General features: G+C 64.8%; 17 protein-coding genes. 10 read left to right on the top strand and 7 right to left on the bottom strand.

Going from position 1 to position 19,901, the window contains the following annotated elements; all coding sequences use genetic code 11:
- Window positions 1-35: 35 nt before the first annotated feature.
- From scpB to NX780_RS11920, 10 genes are all read left to right on the top strand, one after another.
- Complete coding sequence (gene scpB, locus NX780_RS11965) at window positions 36-800, top strand: SMC-Scp complex subunit ScpB (protein ID WP_258828090.1); 765 nt, start codon at window positions 36-38, stop codon at window positions 798-800.
- The gene (rluB, locus tag NX780_RS11960) at window positions 787-2,703 is read left to right on the top strand and encodes a 23S rRNA pseudouridine(2605) synthase RluB (RefSeq protein ID WP_258828089.1); all 1,917 of its coding nucleotides are present in this window, start codon (window positions 787-789) and stop codon (window positions 2,701-2,703) included. Before scpB ends, rluB begins: the two co-directional genes overlap by 14 nt.
- A 328-nt stretch (window positions 2,704-3,031) precedes the next feature.
- A complete protein-coding gene (gene rimP / locus NX780_RS11955; protein ID WP_258828088.1) occupies window positions 3,032-3,520 on the top strand; it encodes a ribosome maturation factor RimP in 489 nt (162 codons plus the stop codon).
- Window positions 3,517-5,082, top strand: a complete 1,566-nt coding sequence (gene nusA, locus NX780_RS11950) for a transcription termination factor NusA (RefSeq protein ID WP_258828087.1) — start codon at window positions 3,517-3,519, stop codon at window positions 5,080-5,082. Before rimP ends, nusA begins: the two co-directional genes overlap by 4 nt.
- A 46-nt stretch (window positions 5,083-5,128) precedes the next feature.
- Window positions 5,129-7,987, top strand: a complete 2,859-nt coding sequence (gene infB / locus NX780_RS11945; protein ID WP_258828086.1) for a translation initiation factor IF-2 — start codon at window positions 5,129-5,131, stop codon at window positions 7,985-7,987.
- Window positions 7,988-8,096: 109 nt separating this feature from the next.
- On the top strand, window positions 8,097-8,504 hold the full coding sequence (gene rbfA, locus NX780_RS11940) for a 30S ribosome-binding factor RbfA (RefSeq protein WP_258828085.1): 408 nt from the start codon (window positions 8,097-8,099) through the stop codon (window positions 8,502-8,504).
- Window positions 8,501-9,418, top strand: coding sequence for a tRNA pseudouridine(55) synthase TruB (truB, locus tag NX780_RS11935; protein ID WP_258828084.1), 918 nt, complete (start codon window positions 8,501-8,503; stop codon window positions 9,416-9,418). Before rbfA ends, truB begins: the two co-directional genes overlap by 4 nt.
- 143 nt (window positions 9,419-9,561) lie before the next feature.
- Complete coding sequence (locus tag NX780_RS11930; RefSeq protein ID WP_258828083.1) at window positions 9,562-10,587, top strand: S41 family peptidase; 1,026 nt, start codon at window positions 9,562-9,564, stop codon at window positions 10,585-10,587.
- 304 nt (window positions 10,588-10,891) lie between these two features.
- Window positions 10,892-12,730: a translational GTPase TypA gene (gene typA / locus NX780_RS11925; protein ID WP_258828082.1), complete on the top strand. Its 1,839-nt coding sequence runs from the start codon at window positions 10,892-10,894 to the stop codon at window positions 12,728-12,730.
- A 256-nt stretch (window positions 12,731-12,986) separates the two neighbouring features.
- Window positions 12,987-13,505, top strand: coding sequence for a porin family protein (locus NX780_RS11920; protein WP_258828081.1), 519 nt, complete (start codon window positions 12,987-12,989; stop codon window positions 13,503-13,505).
- 67 nt (window positions 13,506-13,572) lie between these two features.
- Here the strand turns inward: NX780_RS11920 and NX780_RS11915 are convergent, their stop codons facing one another.
- From NX780_RS11915 to flgG, 7 genes are all read right to left on the bottom strand, one after another.
- A complete protein-coding gene (locus tag NX780_RS11915) occupies window positions 13,573-14,589 on the bottom strand; it encodes a hypothetical protein (RefSeq protein WP_258828080.1) in 1,017 nt (338 codons plus the stop codon).
- Window positions 14,590-14,598: 9 nt separating this feature from the next.
- On the bottom strand, window positions 14,599-15,510 hold the full coding sequence (gene flgL / locus NX780_RS11910; RefSeq protein ID WP_258828079.1) for a flagellar hook-associated protein FlgL: 912 nt from the start codon (window positions 15,508-15,510) through the stop codon (window positions 14,599-14,601).
- An 11-nt stretch (window positions 15,511-15,521) separates the two neighbouring features.
- On the bottom strand, window positions 15,522-16,889 hold the full coding sequence (gene flgK / locus NX780_RS11905) for a flagellar hook-associated protein FlgK (protein ID WP_307732796.1): 1,368 nt from the start codon (window positions 16,887-16,889) through the stop codon (window positions 15,522-15,524).
- A 95-nt stretch (window positions 16,890-16,984) separates the two neighbouring features.
- The gene (locus tag NX780_RS11900) at window positions 16,985-17,320 is read right to left on the bottom strand and encodes a rod-binding protein (RefSeq protein ID WP_258828077.1); all 336 of its coding nucleotides are present in this window, start codon (window positions 17,318-17,320) and stop codon (window positions 16,985-16,987) included.
- Window positions 17,320-18,393: a flagellar basal body P-ring protein FlgI gene (locus NX780_RS11895; protein WP_258828222.1), complete on the bottom strand. Its 1,074-nt coding sequence runs from the start codon at window positions 18,391-18,393 to the stop codon at window positions 17,320-17,322. Before NX780_RS11895 ends, NX780_RS11900 begins: the two co-directional genes overlap by 1 nt.
- Before the next feature lie 64 nt (window positions 18,394-18,457).
- Window positions 18,458-19,108, bottom strand: coding sequence for a flagellar basal body L-ring protein FlgH (gene flgH, locus NX780_RS11890; RefSeq protein ID WP_258828076.1), 651 nt, complete (start codon window positions 19,106-19,108; stop codon window positions 18,458-18,460).
- A 4-nt stretch (window positions 19,109-19,112) separates the two neighbouring features.
- Window positions 19,113-19,898: a flagellar basal-body rod protein FlgG gene (gene flgG, locus NX780_RS11885; protein ID WP_258828075.1), complete on the bottom strand. Its 786-nt coding sequence runs from the start codon at window positions 19,896-19,898 to the stop codon at window positions 19,113-19,115.
- Between the last annotated feature and the right edge of the window lie 3 nt (window positions 19,899-19,901).

The following is a 19,901-nucleotide window of genomic DNA, read 5'->3' as shown; positions in this document are numbered from 1 at the left end:
TGATTCTTGCATTCTGAGCGTGACGATACCGCGATATGAATACTGACGAGGCCAAGCGCGTCCTCGAGACCGCCTTGCTGTGCGCACGCGAGCCGATGACGATCCACGGCATGAAGAAGCTCTTCGCCGAGGTCGACGCCAATGGCCGCCAGCTGAACGCCGGCGTCGGCAGCGACACGATCAAGATTCTGCTGGAAGAACTGCGCCAGGACTGGCAGGGGCGCGGCATCGAGATCGTCAGCCTGGCGTCGGGCTGGCGCTTCCAGAGCCGGCCCGAGATGAAGCCTTACCTCGACCGCCTGTCGCCCGAGAAGCCGCCGAAGTATTCGCGCGCGACGCTGGAAACGCTGGCCATCATCGCCTACCGCCAGCCGGTCACGCGCGGCGACATCGAGGAAATCCGCGGGGTCGCGGTGAACTCGCAGACCATCAAGATGCTGGAAGACCGTGGCTGGATCGACGTGGTCGGCCACCGTGAAGTGGTGGGGCGCCCGGCGCTGCTGGGCACCACCAAGCAGTTCCTGGACGACCTCGGCCTGGCCTCGCTGTCGCAGCTGCCGCCGCTGCAGGCGGTCAGCGAGGGCCCGGACAGCCGCAGCCTCGAGGCGCTGGAGCAGGCGCTGAACGAGAACTTTGAGAAGGCGGATGCCGAGGCGGCCGCCAATGAAGACGAGATGAATACCGAGACGGGCGTCCTGCCTGTCGACGGTTCGATTTTTGACCGGAATAGTGACCACGAGACGGCAGATGCCGCTGGGCCGGGTCAGCATAATAAAGACACGAACGATGAACCCAACTGAACCGAACGACACCCTGCCCGTGGACGCGGGCGACGCCGCGCCGGCAAAGCCGAAGCGCACCCGCAAGCCGGCCGCGCCGAAGGAAGCGGCGCCTGAGGCGCAGCCGGAAGTGCAGGCCGAAGCCGCTGCCAAGCCCAAGCGCACCCGCAAGGCCGCCGCGCCTGCCGAATCCGCTCCCGTGACGGAAGCCGCGCCCGAGCTGGAGGCCAAGCCGGCGCCGAAGGCCCGCAAGCCGCGCGCCACCAAGGCGGCCGAAGCGCCCGCCGCTGCCCCGGCTCCGGTCGCCGTCGAGCCGGTCGCGGCGCAGCAGGAAGCGCACGCCGACGGCGAGACGCGCAAGCCGCGCGGTCCGCGCCAGATGCGCGAGAAGCGCCAGGAACGCGAAGCGCGCCAGATGGAGCAGCAGGCCGCCCAGCCGGAAGCGGCTGCGCAGGCGCCCGCCGAGGGTGAGCAGGCTCCGGTCGAAGGCAAGCGCGAAGGACGTGGCCGCAACCAGCAGCAAAAAGGCCGCGGCCAGCAAAGCCAGCGTCCGCAGCAGAATGCCCAGCCGGGCCAGCAGGCCCAGGGCGGCAAGCAGGGCAAGCAGCTGGGCAAGGGCAAGCAGCAGGGCAAGGGAGGCAAGCAGGGCGGCAAGGGCAATGAAGCCGACGCCGTGTTCTCCTTCGTCACCTCGGATGCCTTCGACGCCAATGAAGGCGGCCGTGGTCAGCAGCAGTCCAAGCCCGTGCGCCGCGACCTGACCGCCGACGACGACGCGCCCAAGCTCCACAAGGTGCTGGCCGAGGCCGGCCTGGGCTCGCGCCGCGACATGGAAGACTTGATCATCGCCGGCCGCGTGTCGGTGAATGGCGAGCCGGCCCACATCGGCCAGCGCATCCTGCCGACCGACGCGGTGCGCATCAACGGCAAGCTGATCCAGCGTAAGGTGAACAACAACAAGCCGCCGCGCGTGCTGGTGTACCACAAGCCGGCCGGCGAGATCGTCAGCCACGACGATCCGGAAGGCCGTCCGTCCGTGTTCGACCGCCTGCCGACCATGAAGACCGGCAAGTGGCTGGCCGTGGGCCGCCTCGACTTCAACACCGAGGGCCTGCTGCTGTTCACCACCTCGGGCGACCTGGCCAACAGGCTGATGCACCCGCGCTACAACATCGACCGTGAATACGCGGTGCGCACCCTGGGCGAGCTGGAAGAGGGCATGCGCCAGAAGCTGCTCGCAGGCGTCGAGCTGGACGACGGCCTGGCCTCGTTCTCGAAGATCCAGGATGGCGGTGGCGAAGGCATCAACAAGTGGTACCGCGTGGTGATCGGCGAAGGCCGCAACCGCGAGGTGCGCCGCATGTTCGAGGCGGTCGGCCTGACCGTCTCGCGCCTGATCCGTACCCGCTACGGCGCGATGACCCTGCCGACGGGCCTCAAGCGCGGCCGCTGGGAAGAGCTGCAGGACAACGACGTGCGCGCGCTGATGGCCGCGTTCGGCGTCGAGAAGAAGGGCGGCGCGCCCGAATTTGGCAAGGGGGAGGGCAAGGGCAAGGGCGGCGGCAAGGGCGGCAAGGGCCAGGGCCCGCAACCGAACCGCGCCGACGGCAACCGCATCGACCGCGCCGACGCCAACCGCAATGTGGACCCCTTCGGTCCGCCGGTGGTGCGCGTCGGTACCAATCGCCCGCAGGGCTTGCCCGGCATGCCGGCCGGCCGTCCGCAGGGTGTGCAGGGCGGCAAAGGCAAGGGACGTGGCAATAATGCCGGTTCCTTCGGCGGCGGCAAGCAGAGCGGCCGTCCAAAGCAGCCTGATCCGCTGCAGACCACCTTCGGCTTCGCCGGCACCGGCGGCGGCCGTCGCGGCGGCCAGGGTCCGCGTGGTTCGGAGCACGGTCTCCCGCGTCGCGGCCGCCGCGGCTGAGAAGGGTGGCCGCGCCATGGCGCGGCTGATGTCATTGACGCCCGGCGCGGGAATTTTTTCGCGACGCCGGGCGCGCCATGCTGCAATGCCGTAGAATGGCGGCCATAGCCCCTTATGGTATTCCTGCTAACTGTTGTTTACTTGTCATTTCTACTCACGGCGATTGCGAGAGAAGCAGGATCACTGTATAATTTGCAGCCTAATCAAAGTTCTTCCCAGTATTTTCTTGGTGCAAGTGCTTTCATCTGGTTGGGTTGTGAATACAAAAAGATGGGCAGATGCCCATTTTTTTTTTGGAAAATCGTTTTGAAGCTCCTGGAGAAGCGTCGTGCAGCAGTTTGAATTAATCGCCAAAACAGTGAGTGGCCTCGGCTACGAACTCGTCGACGTCGAGCGCGGCGAACGCGGGATCCTGCGTGTCTATATCGATTTCCCGGCAGCCGACGCCGATGAAAAAGGCCCGATCACGGTCGAGGACTGCGCCACGGTGAGCCACCAGTTGTCGCACGTGCTCACCGTCGAGAATGTGGATTACGAACGGCTGGAAATCTCTTCGCCGGGCCTCGATCGCCCGGTACGGACCCTGGCCGACTTTGCGCGCTTCGCCGGCCACGAGTGCACGGTCAAGCTGCGCGTCGCCATGCCGGGCACCGCGAACCGGAAAACCTTCACCGGTATCCTGCGCGGCGTCGAGGGCGAGAAGGTCGGTCTGGAATTTGACAATAAAGATGGTTCGGCGTTGTTGGAATTTACGCTGGCCGAATTGGATAAGGCACGCCTTGTGCCACAGGTGGATTTTAGGAGTCGCAAAGCATGAGTCGCGAAATTTTGTTACTGGTTGATGCGCTCGCGCGCGAAAAGAACGTCGATAAGGAAGTGGTCTTCGGAGCGCTCGAGTTCGCGCTCGCGCAAGCCACGAAAAAGCGCTATGAAGGCGATGTCGACATCCGCGTGAGCATCGACCGCGACAGCGGCGAGTTCGAAACCTTCCGCCGCTGGCACGTCGTGCCGGACGAGGCCGGCCTGCAGCTGCCCGACCAGGAAATCCTGCACTTCGAAGCCAAGGAACAGATTCCGGACATCGAAGTCGACGAATATATCGAAGACCCGATCGAATCGGTCGAGTTCGGCCGCCGCTTCGCCCAGGACACCAAGCAGGTCGTGCTGCAGCGCGTGCGCGATGCCGAGCGCGAGCAGATCCTGCAGGACTTCCTCGAGCGCGGCGACTCGCTGGTCACCGGCACCATCAAGCGCATGGAGCGCGGCGATGCCATCGTGGAATCGGGCAAGATCGAAGCGCGCCTGCCGCGCGACCAGATGATCCCGAAGGAAAACCTGCGCATCGGCGACCGCGTCCGCGCCTACATCCTGCGTGTGGACCGCAATATGCGCGGCCCGCAGGTGATCCTGTCGCGTACCGCGCCGGAATTCATCATGAAGCTGTTCGAGCTGGAAGTGCCGGAAATCGAGCAGGGCCTCCTGCAGATCAAATCGGCTGCCCGTGACGCCGGCGTGCGCGCCAAGATCGCGGTGTTCACCGCCGACAAGCGCATCGACCCGATCGGCACCTGCGTCGGCATGCGCGGTTCGCGCGTGCAAGCGGTTACCGGCGAGCTGGGCGGCGAGCGCGTGGACATCGTGCTGTGGTCGGACGATCCGGCCCAGTTCGTGATCGGCGCCCTAGCACCGGCCAATGTCTCCTCGATCATGGTCGACGAAGACAAGCACGCCATGGACGTGGTGGTCGATGAAGAGAACCTGGCGATCGCGATCGGTCGTTCGGGCCAGAACGTGCGCCTGGCGTCCGAGCTGACCGGCTGGAAGATCAACATCATGACGGCCGAGGAATCGGCCAACAAGGTGGCCCAGGAAACCGCCGCGATCCGCGTGCTGTTCATGGAAAAACTGGACGTCGACCAGGAAGTGGCCGACATCCTCGTCGATGAAGGTTTCTCGAGCCTTGAAGAAATCGCTTACGTCCCGATCTCCGAAATGCTGGAAATCGAGTCGTTCGACGAAGACACCGTCAACGAACTGCGCACCCGCGCCCGTGACGCGTTGGTGACCGAAGCGATCGCTTCCGAAGAAGGCCTCGAAGGGATGGAAGAAGCCCTCGTGAACCTGGAAGGCATGGACCGCACCACCGCCGGCAAGCTCGGCCTGGCTGGCATCAAGACGGTCGAAGCCTTCGCGGCACTCGCCTATGACGAATTCGGCGCCATCCTGGCGCTGTCGTCGGACCGTGCCCGCGACCTGATCAAGAACGAATTTAGTGATGTGACCGACGAAGAGATGAAGCTGGTCGACAGCAAATACGATGACCGCGCCAAGGCGTTGCAGGCGAAAGCCTGGAGCCTGGCAGAAACGGCCAAGGCGTAATTTGCAAATCTTTATCATCTCAGCGACACATAGAAAAGAGGACTGAATGGCGAGTAACAACGTAGCCCAATTTGCCACCGAACTGAAGATGCCTGCAGACCTGCTGCTGACACAGCTGCGCTCGGCCGGCGTCGAGAAAAGTTCGACGTCAGATCCCTTGTCGAAAGATGATAAGGACAAGCTGCTGAACCACCTGCGCCGTACCCACGGCGCAGCCGAAACCGGTGAGAAGAAGAAGATCACGGTGACCCGCAAGGAAACCACCGAGATCAAGCAGGCTGACTCGAGCGGCAAATCGCGTACCATCCAGGTCGAAGTCCGCAAGAAGCGCACCTTCGTGCAGCGCGACGACCTGGTCACCACCCCGAAGGCGGAGGCCGCTCCGGTCATCGACGCCGCCGAACAGGCACGCCGCGACGAAGAGGCGCGCCGCCAGGCCGAGCTGATCGCCCGCCAGGAAGCGGACCTGCGTGAAAAGCAGGAGCGCCTGGCCAAGCTCGAAGCGGAAGAGGCTGCACAAGCCAGGGCCGCCGAAGAGCAGGCCAAGCGTGACGCGGCCGAGAAGGCCAAGCGTGACGCCGCCGAGGCTGCCGCCGCCGCGAAGGCCGCGGCAAGCGCCCAGGCGCCTGCGACCCCGGCCAATGCCGCTGCCGAAGAGGCCGCCCAGGCCGCCGCCGCGGAAGCCAAGAAGCGCGCCGAGGAAGCCGCCAAGGAAGCCGCCGAGCGCGCTGCCGCCACCGAGCGCGCACGCAAGGCCGTGGCCGACGAAGTGGCCCAGATCAAGCTCATGATGAGCCAGCCGCGCCGCGTGATCAAGGCGCCGGAACCGGCGCCGAAACCGGCTGCTCCCGCAGCACCGGCCGGCACCCTGCACAAGCCGGCGGCGTCCGCCGACAAGAAGCCGGGCGAAGCGAAACCGGGCGACAAGAAGCCGGGCGACAAAAAGTCGATCAAATCGGCGAACGTGTCCTCGACCTGGTCGGACGACGCCAAGAAGCGTGGCGCACCAGGCGGCGGCAAGGGGCGTGGCGGTCCTGGCGCGCCTGCCGGCGGCCGTGACGGCTGGCGCAGTGGCGGCCGCAGCGGCGGTCGTCGCTCCTCGCACAACGAGGACCGCGAATCGAACTTCCAGGCGCCGACCGAAGCCATCGTCAAGGACGTGCACGTGCCGGAAACCATCACCGTCGCCGAACTGGCGCACAAGATGTCGGTGAAGGCTTCCGAGGTCATCAAGCAGCTGATGAAGCTGGGCCAGATGTGCACCATCAACCAGGTGCTGGACCAGGAAACCGCGATGATCCTGGTGGAAGAGATGGGCCACAAGGCCTTCGCCGCCGCCGTCGACGATCCGGAAGCCATCCTGGCCGACCAGGGCGAGCATACCGAGTTCGAGGCCAAGCCGCGCGCGCCGGTCGTGACCGTCATGGGCCACGTCGACCACGGCAAGACCTCGCTGCTGGACTACATCCGCCGCGCCAAGGTTGCCGCGGGCGAAGCCGGCGGCATTACCCAGCACATCGGTGCATACCACGTGGATACTCCGCGCGGCATGATCACTTTCCTGGATACCCCGGGTCACGAAGCCTTCACGGCAATGCGTGCCCGCGGTGCGAAAGCGACCGACATCGTCATCCTGGTGGTGGCGGCGGACGACGGCGTGATGCCGCAGACCAAGGAAGCGATCGCCCACGCGAAGGCCGCCGGCGTGCCGCTGGTCGTCGCGATCAACAAGATCGACAAACCGGGCGCCAACACCGACCGCGTCACCCAGGAACTGGTGGGCGAGGGCGTGGTGCCGGAAGAATACGGCGGCGATTCGCCGTTCGTGCCGGTGTCCGCGAAAGTCGGTACCGGTATCGACGACCTGCTGGAACAGGTGCTGCTGCAGGCCGAGGTGCTGGAACTGACCGCGCCGAGCGATGCGCCGGCGCGCGGCCTGGTGGTCGAAGCGCGCCTGGACAAGGGCCGCGGCCCGGTCGCCACCATCCTGGTGCAGTCGGGTACCCTGAAGCGCGGTGACGTCGTGCTGGCGGGTTCCTCCTTCGGCCGCGTCCGTGCGATGCTGGACGAGAACGGCAAGTCGGTGACCGAAGCCGGTCCGTCGATCCCGGTCGAGATCCAGGGCCTGACCGAGGTGCCGAGCGCCGGTGAAGAAGTGATGGTGATGGCCGACGAGCGCAAGGCGCGCGAAATCGCCCTGTTCCGTCAAGGCAAGTTCCGCGACGTCAAACTGGCGAAGCAGCAGGCCGCCAAGCTGGAGAACATGTTCGACCAGATGGCCGAAGGCGAAGTCAAGAACCTGCCGCTCATCGTCAAGACCGACGTGCAGGGTTCGCAGGAAGCACTGGTGGGCTCGCTGCAGAAGCTGTCGACCTCGGAAGTGCGCGTCCAGATCGTCCACGCGGCGGTCGGCGGCATCACCGAATCGGACGTCAACCTGGCGGTGGCCTCGAAAGCGGTCATCATCGGCTTCAACGCCCGTGCCGATGGCCAGGCGCGCAAGCTGGCCGAAGCCAACGGCGTCGACATCCGTTACTACAGCATCATTTACGATGCGATCGACGAGATCAAGACGGCACTGTCGGGCATGCTGGCGCCGGAGAAGCGCGAGACCATCACCGGCCAGGTCGAGATTCGCCAGGTCATCCTGGTGTCGAAGGTCGGCGCGATCGCGGGCTGCCTGGTCACCGACGGCGTGGTCAAGCGTACCTCCTCGGTTCGCCTGCTGCGCAACAACATCGTCGTGTGGACCGGCGAGATCGACTCGCTCAAGCGCTTCAAGGACGATGCGAAGGAAGTCCGTGCCGGCCTCGAGTGCGGCCTGTCGCTGAAGAACATGAACGACATCCAGGTCGGCGACGTCCTGGAAGTGTTCGAAGTCACCGAAGTGGCGCGTACGCTGTAATTTCCCGCTTGGGAGTACGATGGGGCCAGGACGCTTCGCGGCGAAAGCCGCGGGGGCCTGGCCCTCGTTTTTTAAGCGGCACTCACACAAGAACAACACCAGCAAGATCATGGCAAAACACAGTAAAAGCATTCGCCAGCGCGGCCTGCGCGTGGCCGACCAGATCCAGAAAGACCTGTCGGAACTGATCGCCTTCGAACTCAAGGACCCGCGCGTCGGCATGGTCACCATCAGCGAAGTGAAGCTGACCCCGGACTATGCCCACGCCAAGGTGTACTTCACCCTGCTCAAGGACAGCCCGGAAGAGGTCAAGCAGACCCTGGAAGGCCTGTCGAAGGCGGCCGGCTACCTGCGCAACCTGCTGGGCAAGCGCCTGCACATCCACACGCTGCCCCAGCTGCACTTCGTGCACGACACCTCGACCACCCGGGGCCTGGCGATGTCGGCCCTGATCGACCAGGCCAACGCGGTCCGTGCGGCCGACTTCGGCAAAGACGACGATTCGGATTCCGAGTGAACCGCGCGATCAAGAAGCCGCGCGACCTGGTCGACGGCGTCCTCCTGCTGGATAAACCGGTCGGCCTGTCCTCGAACGACGCGCTGATGAAGGCCAAGCGCGTGTTCAACGCGAAGAAGGCCGGCCATACGGGCACGCTCGACCCCTTCGCCACCGGCCTGCTGCCGCTGTGCTTCGGCGAGGCGACCAAGTTCTCGCAGGACCTGCTGGAAGCGGACAAGACCTACGAGGCGACCGTCCACCTCGGCATCATGACGACCACGGGCGACACGGAAGGGGAAGTGATCGAGGAGCGCGAGGTCGATGTCACGCGCGAGCAGATCGAGGCGGCGCTGGCGCGCTTCCGCGGCCCCATCTTCCAGGTCCCGCCCATGTATTCCGCGCTCAAGCGCGACGGCAAGGCGCTCTATGAATACGCGCGCGAAGGCATCACGCTCGAGCGCGAAGCGCGCCCGGTGACGATCCATGGCCTGTCCCTGATCGACTATACGGCGCCCATGCTGAAAATCCTCGTCACCTGCAGCAAGGGCACCTATGTGCGCGTGCTGGGCGAGGACATTGGCGCGGCCCTCGGTTGCGGCGCCCACCTCAACGCGCTGCGCCGGGTGCAGGTGGGCAGCCTGTCGACCGAGCGCATGATCACGCTGGACGACCTGCAGGCGCATCCGGACCCCATGTCCCTGCTGGCGCCGGTCGATGCACTGCTGTCGAGCTTCCCCTCGGTCGAGCTCACCCCGGACCTGGCCAAGCGCTTCCTCAACGGCCAGCGCCTCGCGCTGGGCAAGGAGGAGGTGGTGGTGCCCACCAGCCTGGGCCGCGTCCGGGTATACCATGAGGGCAAGCTGCTCGGCACCGCCAACCTGCAGGAATATGCCATCCTGGCGCCGGAACGCCTGATCGCGGCCGCGCAGTAGTTCTTGTCGAGCCGCCGCTGTCCGTGCCCCGCCGTGGACGGCGGCGCCCGCGTCCGCGGACGCTCCCGATGAAGTGTTTTCCTGGGGCAAAGCTGTGGCACGGCTCTTGCAATGATGGTCTCACCACTATTTCGGAGACCATCATGCGACATCCATTCTTCCGCGCGGCCCTGCTGGCCGTCTCCCTGTTGAGCAGTTCTCCCCTCTACGGCGCCGCGAGGAGCGAACGCGAGCTCGTGATCGAGGAAACGCTGGCGCGCATCAAGGCGGAATACGTCCATCCGGAACGCTACCCGGCCATCGAACAGAACGTGCGCAAGCACCAGCAGGCCGGCGCCTACGCTGGCGCGGGCTCCGAAGAAGAGTTCGTCAAACTGCTCACCAGCCACTTCCAGGAAATCAGCAAGGACAAGCACATGAGCCTGCGCCACCAGCCGAACGTGCGCAGTTTGCGTCCAGCCGCATTCACGAGCACGGCGGCCAAGCGCGAGCAGGAGCGTCGCGACAACTATGGGCTGCGCAAGGTGGAGATCCTGCCGGGGAACGTCGGCTACATCGACATCTTCCACTTCCACGACGATGCCGGGCAGGCGAAGGAAGCCTTCGGCGCCGCCATGGGCTTCGTGGCCAATACCGATGCGCTCATCATCGACCTGCGTGGCCACCGTGGCGGCGGGGAAGCGATGCAGCTGCTGGCCAGTTATTTCTTCGAAAAACCCTTCACAGTGATGGAGCTGCGCTACCGCGGCAACCGCAAGGTTCAGGCCAGGAGCTTCGCCGACATCCGCGGCCAGCGCTACCTCGGCAAGCCGGTCTGGCTGCTGACCTCGGGCCGCACTTTCTCCGCCGGCGAAGCCTTTGCCTATTCGATGAAGAGCCTGAAGCGCGCGACCCTGGTCGGCGCCACCACGCGCGGTGGCGGCAACCCGAATATGATGCTGCCGCTGCGCAATGATTACCTGCTGTCGATCCCGATCGGCGAATCGGTCAGCCCGGTCGATGGCGGCAGCTGGGAAGGCGTGGGGGTAGCGCCGCATGTCGCGGTCGACGAGAAGGCGGCGCTGGGTGTCGCCCACCGCGCCGCGCTGGAAACCCTGCGCGACAAGGCGAAGGACGAGACGCTGCGCGCGAGCCTGGCCAGGCAGATCGACGCCCTTGAGAAGAGCTGAAAGACTTCTACCGCAAGGCCTGTGTGCACAAGCCTTGAAATCCCCGGAAACACCGCCATATCGCCCTTCGTACCCGGAGCGGCAGCCTCATGCTGCCCAGCGGCGCCCGGGACCGTCATCCTCCTGCAATACCTTGCGGCTATCCTCGACGGCGGCTCATCGTCGAAAATTCAGGTGCATTCCCCGTCGCTGCGCCGCAGCAAGGGCCATAACCATGCTATAGTAGCGGGTTACGGAAACCGGTAATGCTCTCGAATCGTCACCGCCTCCATCCATCACGCAACATTCACTGTTGAAACTACACATGTCAGACACCAAACGCGCAATTCGTAATATTGCAATCATCGCCCACGTTGACCACGGCAAGACCACCCTGGTCGACCAGCTGCTGCGCCAGTCGGGCACCTTCCGTGAAAACCAGGCGGTGGACACCCGCGTGATGGATTCGAACGACCTCGAAAAAGAACGCGGCATCACGATTCTGTCGAAGAACTGCGCGGTCGAGTACGAAGGTACCCACATCAACATCGTCGACACCCCGGGCCACGCCGACTTCGGCGGTGAGGTCGAGCGCGTGCTGTCGATGGTGGATTCGGTGCTGCTGCTGGTCGACGCCCAGGAAGGTCCGATGCCGCAGACCCGCTTCGTGACCCGCAAGGCGCTGGCCCTGGGCCTGAAGCCGATCGTCGTCGTCAACAAGATCGACCGTCCGGGCGCGCGCGCCGACTGGGCGATCAACCAGACCTTCGAACTGTTCGACAAGCTGGGCGCCACCGACGAACAGCTGGACTTCCCGATCGTCTACGCCTCGGGCCTGAACGGCTATGCCGGCATGGACGAAAGCGTGCGCGGCGGCGACATGAAGCCCTTGTTCGACGCCATCCTGAAATACGTGCCGGTGCGTGACGACAACCCGGACGGTCCGCTGCAGATGCAGATCACCTCGCTGGACTACTCGTCCTACGTCGGCAAGATCGGCATCGGCCGCATCAACCGCGGCCGCGTCAAGCCGGGCATGGACGTGCTGGTCGTGAACGGCCAGGACGACAAGAATCCGATCAAGGGCCGCATCAACCAGGTGCTGAACTTCAAGGGCCTGGAGCGCGTGCAGGTCGACGAGGCCGTCGCCGGCGACATCGTCCTGATCAACGGTATCGAAGACATCGGCATCGGCGTGACCGTGACCGCTGTGGATACCCCGGAAGCGCTGCCGATGCTGACCGTCGACGAGCCGACCCTGACCATGAACTTCATGGTCAACACCTCGCCGCTGGCCGGCCGCGAAGGCAAGTTCGTCACCAGCCGCCAACTGCGCGAGCGCCTCGAGCGCGAACTGAAATCGAACGTGGCGCTGCGCGTGATGCCGACCGACGACGACACCATCTTCGAAGTGTCGGGCCGCGGCGAGCTGCACCTGACCATCCTGCTGGAAAACATGCGCCGCGAAGGCTTCGAACTGGCGGTGTCGCGTCCGCGCGTGGTGTTCAAGGAAGTTGACGGCGTCAAGTGCGAACCGTACGAGAACCTGACCGTCGACGTGGAAGAAGTGAACCAGGGCGGTGTGATGGAAGAGCTGGGCCGCCGCCGTGGCGACCTGCAGAACATGGAATCGGACGGCAAAGGCCGTGTCCGTCTGGAATACCTGATCCCGGCCCGTGGCCTGATCGGCTTCCAGGGCGAGTTCATGACCTTGACCCGCGGCACCGGCCTGATGAGTCACGTGTTCCACGAATATCTGCCTGTCGACAACACCAAGGGTGACCTGGCCGGCCGCCGCAACGGCGTGCTGATCTCGCAGGACGACGGCGCCGCCGTCGCGTACGCGATCTGGAAGCTGCAGGACCGCGGTCGCATGTTTGTCGAGCACAACACCCCGGTGTACGAAGGCATGATCATCGGTATCCACTCGCGCGACAACGACCTGGTCGTGAACCCGATCAAGGGCAAGCAGCTGACCAACGTGCGTTCGTCGGGTACCGATGAAGCCGTGCGCCTGGTGCCGCCGATCCAGATGTCGCTCGAATACGCCGTCGAGTTCATCGAGGACGACGAACTGGTCGAGATCACCCCGAAATCGATCCGCCTGCGTAAGCGCTTCCTGAAAGAGCACGAGCGCAAGAAGGCGAGCCGCGAAGGCGCGTAATCGCCTTTTCGGGCATGAAGAAGAACCCGCTGCTTGCAGCGGGTTTTTTTACGCCCGGAAACAGATGGCGCGGAGGGCCGGATCGATATCGTCGGTCATCCAGCGAACATAAGTGCCGATCTGGTCTTCATTTTTCATCTTGTTACAGTTCTTACAGCCCACACCCTTGGGCTCGGCCGTGGCTGGATGCTATTGTGACTACAACGCGATTCGTTGTGAATTGCGACACAGTTGATGCACTTTGAAAGGAATTCGTATGAAAAAGCTGATGATTGCACTGATCGCTACCGCCGCTGTCGCCGGCGCAGCTCAAGCCCAGGACACTGGCAAGGCCTATGTCGGCGCGGCTGCGGCGACCTCGAAGAACTCCACCCTGGATTCGAACAAGGCTGACGGCAAACTGTTCGGCGGTTACAAATTCAATGAGCAGCTCGGCGTTGAAGCAGGCTGGACGAACCATCACAAGACCGATGTCGGCCCGCGCGGCAGCACCGAAGGCTACGGCACTTACGTGGCCGCCAAGTACACCGTTCCGGTGAACGAGCAGGTCGGCGTGTATGGCAAGGTGGGCGTGTCGCATAACGAGCGCAAGATGACGAACAACCTCGGCCAGCGCTTCAAGAACGACGACACCAGCGGCTATGGCGCGCTGGGCGTCGAATACAAGCTGAACCAGAATACCGCGCTGGTGGCGGAATACGAGCGCTACGGCAAGACCAAAGACTTTGGCGCCCGCGCGAACGTGTGGAGCGCCGGTGTGAAGTACGGCTTCTGATCATTTAAAAGCCGACAAAAAAACCCTCCGACGCCTGGCGTGGGAGGGTTTTTTTATTTGGAAAAGATCAGCGCAGGCCGAGCAGCGCCTGGACCCGGTCGCGGCTCACGCCGACGAGCGCCGAGGTGATTGCCAGCAGCGACTGGTAGTCGTGGCTCGCGGCGGTGGCGGCGAAGTCGCCGGTGATGGCCAGCAGTTCGGCTTCCGGAATCGCCGGCTGCGCCGTGCGCGCCATGGCTGCGCTGAGCGCCGCACTGGCGGCGTCCTGCGAGCGGCGCACCCGTGCCAGGGCCTGCATCACTTCGCGCAGGCTCTCGCGCAGTGCATCCGGGTTACCGATATTCCATTCTTCAGGGGCAATGACGGGAGGCTCTTCGGCCGTGTCCACGCGGCCGCGGCCGGAAATCGCGATCGCGTCCTTGATGCCGGCCCACTCGCTTTCCGGTGCGCTGAACACCAGTTGCTGTTCGCTGTCGAGCGACACCTGCACCTTGACCGGCGTGAGCGTGCGATTCAGGCGTCCCGCGATCTCTTCCGGCGTCATGTCCGGTTCGATGGTGGCCGTCAGGTTCGGGCCGCCGGCGCTGCCGACCGAAAAGGCATAGGTCTGCTGGCCGCTCGCCTGCAGGGTGGCGACGTCGAAGCCGCGGATGCGGAAGCGGGTGCGCGCCGGCTCGGCGCTGCGGAAGTCAAGCTGGTTGTCGATGCCCCCGCCGCCCTGCTTGCCGCGCGAGGCCAGCGCGCTGCTGAGCTGCTGGGCGCGCGCCTCGATCTGGCGCGCCGGGTCGCGGCGGCCGGCGATCTTGGCGCTCAGGTCCGCTTTCAGGGCTTCGAGCTGGGAGGCGACGCGTTGCAGGTAGTCGAGCGCCTGTTGTGCACGCGCGACGTCGCCTTGCAGGCTGGTATCCCACCGGATGCCACGCTGAAGCGGTGCGCCGGATGGTGTGACCGGGGTGACGACGCGGCTGTCAGGGTCGGCCGGACGAACCGCGGTGGCGCGTGCCGCCGCAGCGGTGGCGCCGGCGGCGGCCGGGTTGGCTACTGCGGCAGTGGCCGGGTTGCTTGGACGAAGAGCTGCTTCCATGGCGAACGATTACAGGACCGAGAACAGGGACATGTTGTTGATGCGGCTATAAGCTTTGTAAGTGGCTTGCAGTGCGGTGGAGTAGCCGCTGAGGGCGGTCGCCGCCTCGCCGACGTCGAGCGCGCCGATGTCGATGATCGCCGACTTGTTAGACAGGCTGATGTTGGCATGGTTGGCGTCCAGCGTCTTCATGACGTTGCCGGAGCCGCCCAGGGTGGCGATCTTGCTGGTCACCAGGTTCATCGTCTCGTCGAAACCATCCAGGTTCGCCGTGAGCACCGCGCGCACCGCTGGATCGTTCGCCGATGCGCCAGGCGTCCCGAGCGTGACGATGCTCTCTTCGAGCTGGTTGAGCAGCTTCTCCAGGCCCTTCAGGTTTTCATTGCCCGCCTGGGTGATGCCGTTGCCGACCACCACTTCCTGCGAATTCGTATTCCCGGCGTAAGTGTAGCGCGAACCAAGCGGGGCGGTGGCGTCGTACCGCATCGGCGCAGTCTTGGTGAGGGTGCCGGAGAAGATGTAGTTGCCTTCTTCGTCGATGGTGTTGGCGGCATAGAACAGACTGTCGCGCAGCGATTGCAGGGGGCTGACCATGGCCTTCAGGTCGCCGGGCGCATTGCTGCCCTCGGATGCCCAGACGATCGTGTCGCGTCCCACGATCATTTCCTGCGTCATATTGGACAGGTAGCCTTCCGAGCGGTTCAGGCGGACCTGAACCGCCGCAATATTGTCGCGGTATTGCTGCACCGTGGCTTCTTCGCGCGACAGGCGTCCGAGGCGCACATTGTCAACCGGGTCGTCCGAGGGCACGAGGATGCGCTTGTTCTCCGCCAGTTGCCGGGTAATATAGGAAAGGCGCTCCTGGTTGATCTGGAGCGACTGGTTCATGGTCGACTGGTATTGGGTGGTGGCGATACGCATGGCGCTATCCTTTAGCCCATCATCGCCAGCGTGGCGTCGAAGAGCTGGTTGGCGACCGAAATGACTTTCATGTTCGCCTGATACATGTTCTGGAATTCAACGAGGTTGACCGCTTCCTCGTCCTGGTTGACGCCGCTGGTCGACTGCCAGTCGTCCACCGCCTGGGTGCGCACGGTCTGGCTCGTCTTCAGCGAGGCCTTGTTGAGCTGGCTGTCCACGCCGAGCTTGCCGACCAGCTGGACGTCGGCGTCGCTTAGCAGCACCGAGCCGATCGAACCGACGGTGACCGGCTGGGACTTGATGGTCACCAGCTTCTGCAGGTTGCCGGTGTCGCCGGGGGCGCCGTCGCCCGAGAAGGCCAGGTCCTTGACCAGGAAGCCGCTGCTCACTTTCAGCATGTCGGCATTGCTGCCTGGCGTGAACACGAACAGCGGGGTGCCCGCGCTGCCATCCTGCTTGTAACCAAGGCCGAGCTGGGTATTGATCTTGTTGGCGAGCTGTTGCGCGATATCGGCGATGTCGTTTTGCAACGGCAAGAGCTTTTCCGCTTCGTACTTACCCAGGCCGCCGAGCTGGCCGCCGAGCTTGGCAGGGTCGAGCACATAGGTGGTGTTGGCGAAGGTGAGCGTGAATTCCTGCGCGCTGGTCGCCGTCGGCGCGGCCTTCAGCGTACCGTACAGGCCACCCAGCACCAGGGCCTGGCCGGTCTTGAGCGCAACGTCGCGGGTACCGTCGGCATTGTCCGTGACGTCGAGGGCCATCTTGCTGGCGAGCTCGTCGATGGCCTGGTCGCGCGCGTCGATCATGATCGATGCGTTCTGCCCGGTGGCCTGGGCCTGGCTGATCTGCTGGTTCAGGCGCGCGATGGCCGAGATCTGGGCGTTGGCCGAATCGACGATCGCGCTGCGCTGGGTACGAAGCGACTGCAGCTGGGCGTTGAATACATTGTTCAGGCCGTTGAACCGTTCTGCCATCAGTCCGGCAGAGTCGAGCACCTGCTGGTACAGGGGGCTCGAGCCGGGGTCGCCGGCAACGGCGTTCAATGCGCCGAAGAATTCGTCGATGCCCGCCGACAGGCTGGCGGTCTTGTCGCCCATCACGCTTTCAAGCTGGCTCAGGTAGGGCTGGGTCTGCGCATAGGAGCCGAGTTCCGACGCCGCGCGCCACATGGCCTGGCTCTTGTAGCCGTCCGAGAAGCGCAGCAACGAGCTCACCTGCACGCCATTGCCGACGCCGCGAGGATCCGCACCAGGGCCGATTGCCGTGAGCAGGGCCGACTGGCGCGTATAGCCCTTGGTCTGCAGGTTGGCAATGTTCTGGCTGCTGGCGCTGAGCGCCACCTGGGCGGCAAGCGCTCCAGACAGTGCGTTATTGATCATGGGCATGTTGCAGGTCCTTCCTCGAAGCAGGGTTACCTTGTAAAGGCGACCGTTTATTGCTGCTTATTAAATTTTATTGTCCGGCTTTTTCCGGCTTATTTGCCGTGCTTGGCGCCAGGCACCAGTTGGCGCAGGATGGCGTCGGCGATGCCGAAGGCCCGGTTGCCGGCCATGTTCCCGGCGAGCAGGTCGTCGGCCATGTCCTGCATATCCTGGTTGACGCGGTTGTTGAAGACGCTGTCCTCGGCGGCCATGGCGCGCGTGGAGGAGCGCATCTCCTTGAGCATGTTCGAGATGAAGAAGCGCTCGAACTCGACGGCAGCCTTGGTGGCTTTCGCGACATAAGCAGGGTCCGGCTGGTCGGCGGCAGGCGCGACAGGCGCATCGGGCCCGGGCTGCAGCGGCAGGGGCTGGTTCTGTTCGATTTTCATCAGATCACCACCAGTTCGCCTTCGATGGCGCCGGCCTGGTCCAGCGCCTGCAGGATCGCCATGATGTCGTCGGGCGAGGCGCCCAGGCTGTTGACCACGTCGATGATGGTTTGCAGCTTGGCGCCGGCCGGCCAGTTGAACATCTGGCCCGAGCCCTGGTCCACCGACAGCTTCGATTCCGGCGTCACCGCGGTCTGGCCGCGCGAGAAGGGGCCGGGCTGGGAGACGCGCGAGCTCTCCGAGATGATCACTTTCAGCGAGCCGTGGGTGACGGCGGCCGCCTTCACGCGCAGGCCGTCGGCAATGACCACCGTCCCGGTGCGCGAGTTGAAGACGACTTTGGGCACCTCGGTGCCGGCATTGACCTGCAGGTTGTTCAATTTCGCCATGAAGGCTACGCGCTCGGTCGGATTTTCCGGGGCGATGACTTCGACGCTGGTGCCGTCCGCGGTGGTGGCGATCGGGCCGTATTTCGCGTTGATCGCGTTGACCACATTGGTGGCGGTCTCGAAGTGCGGCTGGCGCAGGCGCAGCATCACTTGCGGGCGGGTGGCGAAATCGGTCGGGATCTCGCGCTCGATCATGGCGCCGTTCGGGATGCGGCCGGTGGTCGGGGTGTTGACCGTCACCGAGGAGCCGCTCTTGCCGGTGGCGTTCAGGCCGCCGACCACCAGGTTGCCCTGGGCCAGCGCATAGACTTCATTGTCGGCCGCGCGCAGTTGGGTCAGCAGCAGTGTGCCGCCGCGCAGGCTTTTCGCGTCGCCCAGCGACGAGACGGTGACGTCGATCGCCTGGCCGCGGCGGTAGCCCGGCGGAAACACGGCCGAGACCATGACGGCGGCCACGTTCTTGTTCTTGGCGTCCTCGCCTTCCGGCAGGCGCACGCCGAACTGCTTGAGCATGTTGACGACCGACTGGCTGGCGTACTTCACCTGGGTCGAGTCGCCGCTGCCGTTCAGGCCGACGACCAGGCCGTAGCCCACCAGCGGGTTTTCGCGCACGCCTTCGACGCTGACCAGGTTGCGCAGCGCCTGGGCGGCGGAGGCTACGCCGGGGAGGGCGGTGGCCGCCATCAGCAGCGCGCACACCACGGTGCGAAGAGCGCGCGATGCGCGTAGAGAATGGATCATCGTGTCCTCAGAACGGCATCAGGGGGCCGGTAAAGAAGCGGGTCAGCCAGCCTGGCTGATTGCTCTCGGCCAGGGCGCCCTTGCCCGAATAGGCGATGCGGGCATTGGCCACCCGCAGCGAGGACACCTGGTTGTCGTTGTCGATGTCCTGGGCGCGGACAAAACCCTTCAGGCGCACGAATTCCTCGCCCTGGTTCAGGGTCAGGTTCTTCTCGCCGGCCACGCGCAGGAGGCCATTCGGCAGCACTTCCTGCACGATCACGGTCAGCGCGCCCGAGAGGGCGTTCTGCTGGGTGCTGGTGGCGTCGCCTTCGAAGCTGCGGTCGGCCGAGATGTCGATCGCGGTCTTGCCGAAAGTCTTGCCGAGGGCGGCGATCGGCGACACGCCGACCGAGGAGCCCTTGGAGAAGCTGGTGCCGGCGCGCTTGCTGGCCTGGGTGGTTTCTTGCAGGATTACGGTGACCGCGTCGCCCACGCGGTAGGCACGGCTGTCCGAGGTCAGCGACACGGTTTCACCCGTGAAGACGCCGCCCGAGACGCCGCGCGACGTGCTGCGCGCCATCGGCACGAAGTCGTCGTCGTTCGAGACCTGGCGCGGCGGCGCGGAAGCGCAGCCGGCGAGGAGAATGGCGCAGAGCGCCGCGGTAACATATTTCATCGGATTAGCGAGCAGCCTGTGCCAGGTACTGGAGCATATTGTCGGCCGCCGACAGCACCTTGGTGTTCATCTCGTAGGTGCGCTGGGCGGCGATCATGTCGACCATCTCCTCGACCACCTGCACGTTCGAGCCTTCCAGCGCGCCCTGTTTGAGCTTGCCGAGGGCGCCGTCGCCCGGACGGCCTTCGTTGGCGGTGCCGGAAGCGGCGGTTTCGCTGAACAGGTTCTCGCCCAGGGCCAGCAGGCCGGCCGGATTCACGAAGCTGGTCAAGGTCAGCTGGCCGAGTTCGGTCGGGGTGGTGGAACCGGCGACGGTGGCCGAGACCATGCCGTTTTCGCCGATGGTGATGGCGGTGGCGTTCTGCGGCACGGTGATCTGCGGCACGATCGGCAGGCCCTGGGCATTGGTCAGGGTGCCGTTGGCGTCGACCTGCAGCTGGCCGGCGCGGGTGAAGGCCGGTTCGCCGTTCGGGCGGCGCACCTGCAGGAAGCCGGCGCCGTTGATGGCGACGTCCAGCGCCTGGCTGGTGGTCTGCATATTGCCGTTGGTGAAGACCTTCTGGGTGCCGACCACGCGGGTGCCGTTACCGAGCTGGACGCCGTTCGAGACGATGTTGTCCGCGCTCTGGGCGCCCGGCTGGGCGTCGACCTGGTAGAACAGGTCTTCGAACACGACGCGGTCGCGCTTGAAGCCGACGGTGTTGACGTTGGCCAGGTTGTTGGCGATCGCCTGCAGCTTGGCATCCTGTGCCTGCACGCCGGTCTTGCTGATCCACATTGCTGGATTCATGAT

This window comes from Massilia agri (assembly GCF_024753255.1).
GTDB classification, from domain to species: Bacteria; Pseudomonadota; Gammaproteobacteria; order Burkholderiales; family Burkholderiaceae_D; genus Telluria; species Telluria agri.
The sequence above is the reverse complement of the archived record's forward strand: the minus strand, read 5'-3'. Positions and strand labels throughout refer to the sequence as shown.